This is a genomic window from Gilvimarinus polysaccharolyticus (assembly GCF_001187555.1).
GTDB classification, from domain to species: Bacteria; Pseudomonadota; Gammaproteobacteria; order Pseudomonadales; family Cellvibrionaceae; genus Gilvimarinus; species Gilvimarinus polysaccharolyticus.
In genome coordinates, this window is the sequence record NZ_LFIJ01000002.1 from 88,756 (window position 1) to 95,955 (window position 7,200).

General features: G+C 48.2%; 8 protein-coding genes. 1 reads left to right on the plus strand and 7 read right to left on the minus strand.

What is annotated here, in order from left to right; genetic code table 11:
• Window positions 1-383: 383 nt before the first annotated feature.
• Window positions 384-1,295, minus strand: a complete 912-nt coding sequence (locus GILYN3_RS09025; RefSeq protein WP_269745942.1) for an NAD(P)-dependent oxidoreductase — start codon at window positions 1,293-1,295, stop codon at window positions 384-386.
• 691 nt (window positions 1,296-1,986) lie between these two features.
• On the opposite strand from GILYN3_RS09025, the gene GILYN3_RS09030 reads away from it, so the two are divergent.
• Window positions 1,987-2,763 carry a FadR/GntR family transcriptional regulator gene (locus GILYN3_RS09030; RefSeq protein WP_049722680.1) on the plus strand — a complete coding sequence of 259 codons (777 nt, stop codon included), beginning with the start codon at window positions 1,987-1,989 and terminating at the stop codon, window positions 2,761-2,763.
• Window positions 2,764-3,072: 309 nt separating this feature from the next.
• Here the strand turns inward: GILYN3_RS09030 and GILYN3_RS09035 are convergent, their stop codons facing one another.
• Genes GILYN3_RS09035 through tnpA form a run of 6 tightly spaced genes read right to left on the minus strand, consistent with a single transcriptional unit; the run spans window position 3,073 to window position 7,120 of the window.
• Window positions 3,073-3,930 carry a hypothetical protein gene (locus GILYN3_RS09035; protein WP_049722681.1) on the minus strand — a complete coding sequence of 286 codons (858 nt, stop codon included), beginning with the start codon at window positions 3,928-3,930 and terminating at the stop codon, window positions 3,073-3,075.
• Between the two features lie 53 nt (window positions 3,931-3,983).
• The gene (locus GILYN3_RS09040; RefSeq protein WP_049722682.1) at window positions 3,984-4,394 is read right to left on the minus strand and encodes a DUF4279 domain-containing protein; all 411 of its coding nucleotides are present in this window, start codon (window positions 4,392-4,394) and stop codon (window positions 3,984-3,986) included.
• Window positions 4,395-4,399: 5 nt separating this feature from the next.
• Entirely contained in the window at window positions 4,400-4,879 is a 480-nt protein-coding gene (locus GILYN3_RS09045) for a Hint domain-containing protein (protein WP_084005316.1), read from the minus strand.
• 24 nt (window positions 4,880-4,903) lie between these two features.
• Window positions 4,904-6,454, minus strand: a complete 1,551-nt coding sequence (gene tnpC / locus GILYN3_RS09050; RefSeq protein ID WP_049721473.1) for an IS66 family transposase — start codon at window positions 6,452-6,454, stop codon at window positions 4,904-4,906.
• A 22-nt stretch (window positions 6,455-6,476) separates the two neighbouring features.
• Complete coding sequence (tnpB, locus tag GILYN3_RS09055; RefSeq protein WP_049721474.1) at window positions 6,477-6,833, minus strand: IS66 family insertion sequence element accessory protein TnpB; 357 nt, start codon at window positions 6,831-6,833, stop codon at window positions 6,477-6,479.
• Complete coding sequence (gene tnpA / locus GILYN3_RS09060; RefSeq protein WP_049721475.1) at window positions 6,830-7,120, minus strand: IS66 family insertion sequence element accessory protein TnpA; 291 nt, start codon at window positions 7,118-7,120, stop codon at window positions 6,830-6,832. The genes tnpB and tnpA overlap by 4 nt, the downstream gene beginning before the upstream one ends.
• Between the last annotated feature and the right edge of the window lie 80 nt (window positions 7,121-7,200).

The following is a 7,200-nucleotide window of genomic DNA, read 5'->3' on the forward strand; positions in this document are numbered from 1 at the left end:
CCCCCCCCCCCCCCCGACCTTGATATAAATCGCCCAGCCCCTTTCGTATCGGCAGCAAACTCCAGCAAGCCTACCCATAATCTCATGCGTCAAAACAACAGCACACGCATTAAGCAATCTATGCCAAACCGCAACAGGCAAAAGATTGATCAACCAATAAGCGTAACGCAACATTTAAAATGCACACAGCTGTAGATCGCACACCAACACATAATGCACAAGCCGCCCTAAAGGGCTTACTTTATTGACAAGATATATCTAACAGCAGAGGTAGCACAAAGAGAAACGCTAAAGAAAGGAGCAAGAAATAAAGCGGGCAATTAACGGGCAATAAAAAGCCGCGCACTCTTGTTGAGTGCGCGGCTTTACAACGATATTTCTAATTAGCCTTTAAGCTTAAGAAAATAATCGAAGATCTCAGGCACATTGCCATCACCCATGCCAGCATCAAACGCTGCCTGCAAGTGCGATGAGGTACCTTCTGCGATAGGTGCTTTGGTATCCAGATCTTTAACCATTTCTAAAAAATAGCCTAAATCTTTGTTGGCATTGGCAATTGAAAAGCCCAAGTCACTAACACCATCGACGGCGTAGTTTTTACAAAAATGCATAAAAGGCGAGTTAGATGGCCCAGTAGACATAATGTCAAACAACTGCTGACGATCAACACCCGCACGATCAGCAACTGCAAACGCTTGCGACATAGCGCAAACAGTCGTCATGCCCATAAAGTTATTGATCAGCTTAGTGGTATGACCGGCACCCAACGCACCCAAATAGAATACGTTTTCACCCTGCTGCTCTAATACAGGCTTAACTTTCTCAAAGGTTTCTTTGTCGCCCGAGGCCATAATGTTCAGCAAGCCATCTTTAGCATGAGCTGGCGTGCGCCCCAAAGGCGCATCGACCATACCCGCACCTTTTTTAGCTAAATCAGCGCCGATTTTACGGGTAGACGCAGGAATCGAGGTGCCAAAATCAACCAGTACAGCACCCTCTTTAATGCCGGCTAAAATACCGTCATCGGCATACACCAGTTTTTCCACAACGTTGGATGTGGTAAGACAAAGCATGATGATATCACTGGCTTCAGCCAACTCTTTAGCCGACTTTGCTTCTTTGCCACCCCGGGCTAATACCGCATCCACAGCAGCTTTATTTAAATCCATCACAATTGGCTCAAAACCTCTCTTTTGCAGGTTTTCAACCATATTGCCGCCCATAAGGCCTAAGCCAATAAATCCAATGACAGGTTTAGTCATGTCTGACTCCTTAAATGTATTTTCAAATTCGATCTAACAGTTTAAATACCTAGCCCCCACAGAGATCAAAGTAACCATGGGCAACAATAGCTAGCGAACTTTTGCCCTCAAATGCTTAACACTCACAACCCAGTGGCTCGTTACCACCACTGCACGAGGCAAAAGACGCAAAATAATGACCTTGAAACTTAAGCTTTATTATCTATGTGGCTCACACCACTGCGACGCTCAAAAAAAACAGGTCGAGCCTTACTTAATAAAGAAAGGCTCGACCCAAGGAGAGCCACATACCAGAAATCAGCAGGTCAGCCAATTTCTAGCTTTGATCAGCGTGAAGTGACCAGCTAAACCTAGAACGCTTAACAGCGTCACATCACATTAATAATGTGCCCTAAGCCAGACTCAGCCATCAACCTCAACCGCAAGCTCAGACTACCAAGAGTACACCCAATGTGTCAACCAATTATTATTACCGGATGGTATTGCGCTTATTTCAAGCTATTCGCGAGCGATTCAGCAGCGGTAGAAGTGGTAATTAGCCAACCTATTTACACTATAAATTACGTATTTTGGTCGACATTCACCAAAATCTAAGAGGAATTCTAGGCTAGCTAGCAAGGCTTCTAGTACTTTTTTTGCGTCAACCAACCTGTATTACCAACTTCACCGTGTGTGTTACAATTGGAGAGTTATTAGTAAGTCAAATTTATTCTCAGGAGTGGTCATGGGCGACAACAACAACAGCGGCAACAGACGCACCTACCGAAAGGTTGCGCAAAAAATGTTAGCTGCTCTCGATTCCGGCGAATTCCCAGCAGGGGCTCGCCTACCACCTGAACGCGAGTTATCTGAGCGTTACGGCGTGAGCCGACCAACCATCCGAGAAGCCATTATCGCCCTTGAGGTCAAAGGCCGAGTTGAAGTTAAAACCGGCTCTGGGGTTTACGCGCTTAGGTCTTTTAAAGCAAACAGCGGCAATCCCCGAGAATTTAGCCCTTTCGAGGTCACAGAAGCTCGGGTTCTAATTGAGTCAGAAGTAGCCGCGCTGGCGGCGTCGACAATCTCAGCCGAAGAGCTTGAAGAGCTCCAAGCCGCTCTAGATGAAATGATTAGAGAGAACGACGAAGGTAATCTCACCTCTGAAACAGCCGACAAAAAGTTTCATTTGGTGATTGCCAATTCGACAAAAAATCGTCCTTTAATCAGCATAATCCAACACCTGTGGGACATACAAGCTAACCTGCCCGACATTAAAGTGGCTCACCAATCCGTCTGTAAATCCGATGGAGAAAGGCGCATTAGCGAGCACCGTGCGATATTAAATGCCTTAACAGCAAAGGACTCTCACGCCGCGAGAGTCTCAATGAGAAATCATTTTTCTCGTTCTCTCGACGCACTCCATACGACGACAGAACAGCGAGCAGTTGAAGAGATCCAAAAACAACTACACGAAAGACGTGAACGGTTCTCTCTTAACCGAATCCAATATACGGCAGAGTAACTCAAGGATACGGCTCAGACTTAACTTGCCAGTTACCTATATGAAACTGGCATTCTGCAATTAAGATCTGAGCCGAGCTGCTCCTATAGTGGGCGCAATTAAAAACTGCGTCAGCTAATGTAAGTCCGCGAATAAACTTGAACCAACAGCCTCTGAAATCCGCATTATACAGAAGACTTAAATATAACTTTGAACAACTTATACCATATAAGATTGAACAAATTTCGCCGTGTGGCCACAGGCCATCGAAAAACTATGCTTTTAACACTGAAACCCCATTGCCGCCTGCCTAATTCGACAATGCTTCGGTTATTTAGGCAGCGGTTGCCTCACTAGCCCTCGCCACTGCGCGATCACCTGGGTGGGGCCGCCCAACTCTTGCTCCATTATGGCTGGCAACTTTGCTCGGTACTCGGCCATATCCTTAGTCGCCGCACCATACGGGTCGCCAACGATGGTCTTGCTGTCTTTCTTGGTGCTTTTGTGCACCCGACCAGCCTTACCGTTAGCTGGGTCGTAGAAGTTATACGTTCGGAACATGTAGTTTTTCCCGCCTAAGCGGATGTTTTGATTGCCGTGATTTAAGCGCACCCCATCTCGGCGCAACCGAAGAATCTCCGCCAAAGTAGATTCAAGTGAATTGGCAAAATCGGCCGCTGTGAGCTGAATGGTTTTGTAGTAGGACGACTTGCTCGGATCGGTGTCGTGATAGTCCATCAACGCTGCCTCCTGGCACAGAGCCAGATAAACGCTGCCAGCCAGCGAGAACACGGTAAATCCAGACTTGCTCCATTTGGGGTGGCGCAACGTAGCTACTGCGTCGTCCAACTTACGGATTTCCGCCTCAATCTGATCAAACAGCTTCTCGCGCTCTCTAGGGTCAGTAATCGCTCGCGGCTTCTTCGGGTTGTAGACGCGGCGCTGCCAATCCAATAGCGCGTTCAAACGGGTACTAATCAGATCAATATCATGTCGCTTTAACTCCACGCCAACGACCCGAGCAACTTGCTTGTAAACCTCATCAAAGTAGCTCGGTGGCGTGGGCGGGAACACGGCCTCGAGGATGAATGTGCCAGCCTTACCTGCGATCGCACCGCCCAATGCCTTAGCGATAGGCAAAATCAGATCCATGACGCTCATCGCCGCCAAACCCGCCAGTTTTGGCATGACTTCGGCTGTAGGCGCGTCTAGTAGCTTCGGACCTAATGGTGTTTCTAGTTTTACTGGTCATAGACTCGAATTGAAAAATCAGACAACAACATACTGATCTTGGAAATATTTTCTGCACTTATGAATAAGTCTAGGTCAGAGAGATCGCCCTCACCGACCCAAGCAAATGATGACATGCCAACTTCCAAGTTGTACTTTTTCTTCAAGGCGACAATTTTGTCGGCTATAGGAATTAGTTGATCCAGAAGCAATGAAACTTGCAGGTCAACTGAGTCATATTCAGACCTTAAAATACCATACGTCCAATAGGATGACATTGAAATACAACGACTATTCTTGGTTGGTATATTATCCCCGTACCTGCAAAATTCTGTTGGAGATAGACCCAAATAGCTTTTCCATTGCTCGACATCAACCAGCCTCCCATCGGCCGACATTGTAAAAAGTGTTTCATAGTTCATTTATCTTACCTTTTTAGAGGTGCTTCAAACTTTAGTTCTTCAAGGCTATACGTTGAATCGATAAGTTCGCCATTCTTCGATTTTAGAAAGACCCTTTTACTACCTTTCTCTAGGACAATATCAAACCTGGCATTACGCTTATCCGACCCCATAATAATTTTCTTAGCTGCGTGAGCATCGATACCCTCTCTCTTCAGATATTTATCATCAAGTTTCTTCAACTTTCCTAACTTAAGAAGTTCTCCACCAATATCACAGCCACCTGCATTATGGGAAAGAACTGTAGCATTACCCACGTAATAATTGTGATTATTACTTATCGTTAGGTTATAGACTGTAGTATTTTCAGAAAAAAAGGTAACTTTCGAAACTTCAATGAAACTGCCATCAAGATTCAACAGCTTGCTTTTTGGCTTCAATGAGGATGCTGGCACCCAAATTTCAGAATCAGCAAGATAGAATGGATGATCTTCGGTAGAAACAATGTAAGCGCCAAACCAACCACCCGGTTATGATTGGTTTAACTTGATGCTAGCGTTCCATGGCAGTAGCGCCTCGATCGACTCAACACTTTGCGCATTGGGCAGCTCTTTAAAAACCACTTTCAAGTAATCATACGGATTCAGGCCGTTGGCCTTGGCCGTTTCGATTAAGCTATAAAGATTGGCGCTGGCATTGGCACCGGCCTGGCTATTAGAGAACAACCAGTTCTTCCGCCCCACGGTAAACGGACGTATGGCATTCTCTGCCCGGTTGTTATCGATCGGGTAAGCACCGCCGTCCAGATAGCGGACAAGCCTATCCCACTGATTATGCAGGTAGAGTAATGCCTTGCCGATCGCGCTTTGCGGCGGCACATTAGGCAGGCTTTTTTCCAGCCAGGCTCGCAGTTTGTTGATGACGGGTTTCGCCTCTTGTTGCCGCCTTCGGTAGCGCTCATCTGGCGGCTGATCCTTTATGGATTTTTCTAAGGCGTACAGTTTTTGGATGAGCGCCAAGCCCTGATCGGCTTTGCCAGCTTTGCCTTTTTTCTGGACGGTTTTGGCGTCCATGAATTTGCGCCGGGCGTGAGCCCAGCACCCTAAGCGGGTGATGCGGTAGTCTGTACACGCTTTTCCATAGCCTTCGTAACCATCGACCATGATGGCACCCACACTCGCATCGAGTAAATCCAGCGGCACCGACTGACGCCGGGAGTCGGCGTAGTGGAACAGCACGGTGGGACTGGCAGCGAAGCTGCCCATCACCCACATGTAGCTTTGGCTCTCAGCGGTTTTCCCTGGCTCGTTGAGAACCTGTACGGTGGTTTCGTCCAAGTGGATGACAGGCTGCGCTAACAGCTTGTCATGCAAGAGATTAATCAGCGGCTGCACCAGCTGCCCCGAACGGATCATCCAGTTGGCAAGGTTGGTTCGGTCCAGGGCTAACCCGGCGCGTTTAAAGATCTCACTCTGGCGGTACAGTGGCAGTGCATCGCAGTATTTCTGGGTAGCCACATAAGCGAGCAGCCCTGCACTGGCGATACTTTTTTCAATGGGCTGTTTGGGTTTGGTGGCGGTGACGTGGTGCTTTTCGCAGCAAGGGCACACGTACTTCTGGCGCCGATGGACGATCACCTTGGCCTGGGCGGGGATGATATCCAGTTGCTCGTGGTCTTCAGTGCCGATAGCCTTTAGCTCGGCGCCATCGTGCGGGCACACCCGCTCGGATTCAGGCAACTCATACAACACCTCTTCACGCGGAAGGTTCGCCGGTAGGCTGACCCGTGGTTGCTTACGGCGAGTATGAGACGGGACATCAATGGTGTCTTCTTGTGTGGCTTCAGCGGGTTCGCTCGCCTCGCCTTTCTCTGCCGATTCGGCTTCATTGAACAGCCCTAGATCGAGCTGATCCTTAGAGAGCTTTTCACTGCTGGCAGAGAACTGCTTGCGTTGAAATTGTTTAATGAGTTCTTCGAGGGTGCTGATGCGACTCGCACGGCTTTTTAAAAGCGTTTCTTGTTCTTCAAGTTGCGCTTCAAGCTCTTTGATTTTGTGTTCAAGCGGTGCGATTTCTGACATGCCGCTATTTTACCAAAACTCATCAACGAACGTCTCGGTAAAACAGCGTTTCATGCGGTTTTAATTGAGCGATATCAAACCCGCGCAAGAGCCATTGCCACTGTTCGTGATCCAGTACCACAGGATCTTCCGGCAAGCGCTTGGGCCACTTAAACTTATCGCGCTCTAAGCGCTTTTGCCACAGAGCAAAACCCGTCTCATCCCAGTACAACACCTTAAGTTGACTGCGCTTTTTGTTGCAGAAGACAAACAGCGCAGGATCAAAAGGCGAAATCGCCATCTCATCCTGAACGATAACGCTTAATCCGTTAATCGCTTTGCGAAAGTCTACCGGCTCGCGGTGTAGGTAGACCTTAATATCTGCCGGCCACTGGATCATGCAGCCAAAGCCTTGACCAGTTGTGCGATAGTGTCCACATCGCCGGCGGGAAGCTTCACCGCGACAGAGCCGTAGTGTATCGTTGCCTCACCGGACGGCTTAGGCTCGGCCAGTACGGTTCGGGAAAACCTACTTGGTTCAGGACGAGCTTTAAGCTTTGTCCGTCGCAGGCTGAAGTATTTAGCGTTGAGCCCACGTTCGGCACAGAACTTGGCTTGAGTTAATCCGCTTTGCTCGAACTCCTCGATCAGAGTCAGCCAGTCGGATTGGCTGCGATGCTTTTTCATGTGAACCTCCTATTGATGAAAGCTGGGAGGTTACTGGCCTAGGATTGATTCGTATAGTGGGTGGTTGGTTTGGCGCTTAC

Excerpts from the sequence above, each read along its gene's own strand:
- GILYN3_RS09035 (WP_049722681.1), bottom strand. The coding sequence starts at position 3,930 with ATGCCAAAACTGGCGGGTTTGGCGGCGATGAGCGTCATGGATCTGATT.
- tnpA (WP_049721475.1), bottom strand. The coding sequence starts at position 7,120 with ATGAAAAAGCATCGCAGCCAATCCGACTGGCTGACTCTGATCGAGGAG.
- GILYN3_RS09030 (WP_049722680.1), top strand. The coding sequence starts at position 1,987 with ATGGGCGACAACAACAACAGCGGCAACAGACGCACCTACCGAAAGGTT.
- tnpB (WP_049721474.1), bottom strand. The coding sequence starts at position 6,833 with ATGATCCAGTGGCCGGCAGATATTAAGGTCTACCTACACCGCGAGCCG.
- tnpC (WP_049721473.1), bottom strand. The coding sequence starts at position 6,454 with ATGTCAGAAATCGCACCGCTTGAACACAAAATCAAAGAGCTTGAAGCG.
- GILYN3_RS09040 (WP_049722682.1), bottom strand. The coding sequence starts at position 4,394 with ATGAACTATGAAACACTTTTTACAATGTCGGCCGATGGGAGGCTGGTT.